1 pseudogene is annotated in these 264 nt (G+C 52.7%); it reads left to right on the top strand.

Annotated features, from left to right (window positions below):
- A pseudogene (locus tag IAE33_RS24700) lies at positions 1-227 on the top strand (hypothetical protein); the annotation flags it as partial.
- Positions 228-264 lie beyond the last annotated feature (37 nt).

The following is a 264-nucleotide window of genomic DNA, read 5'->3' as shown; positions in this document are numbered from 1 at the left end:
GGAATGCTTTTCAAAAAGCGGGGGACACGACAACTACCCTGACACCGGGGGCGCTCCACAAAGCCAGACGCAAGATCGAGAAGGGCAAAGCGCAGGCGCGAGCGAAGGTCGAACATCCATTTCGTGTGATCAAAAGCCAGTTCTGTTATGTGAAAACTGCTTCCGTGGAATTGCACGCTTCAATTGCACAGGACGTATGGGGCAGATCTTTTGTAAGCGCTCCATGAACCCCACATTCAAAGCGCTTACCTGATCCCCGATGCT

The sequence above is a fragment of the Pseudomonas sp. S60 genome, from assembly GCF_016647865.1.
GTDB classification, from domain to species: Bacteria; Pseudomonadota; Gammaproteobacteria; order Pseudomonadales; family Pseudomonadaceae; genus Aquipseudomonas; species Aquipseudomonas parafulva.
This window is presented reverse-complemented; position numbering and strand designations above follow the sequence as displayed.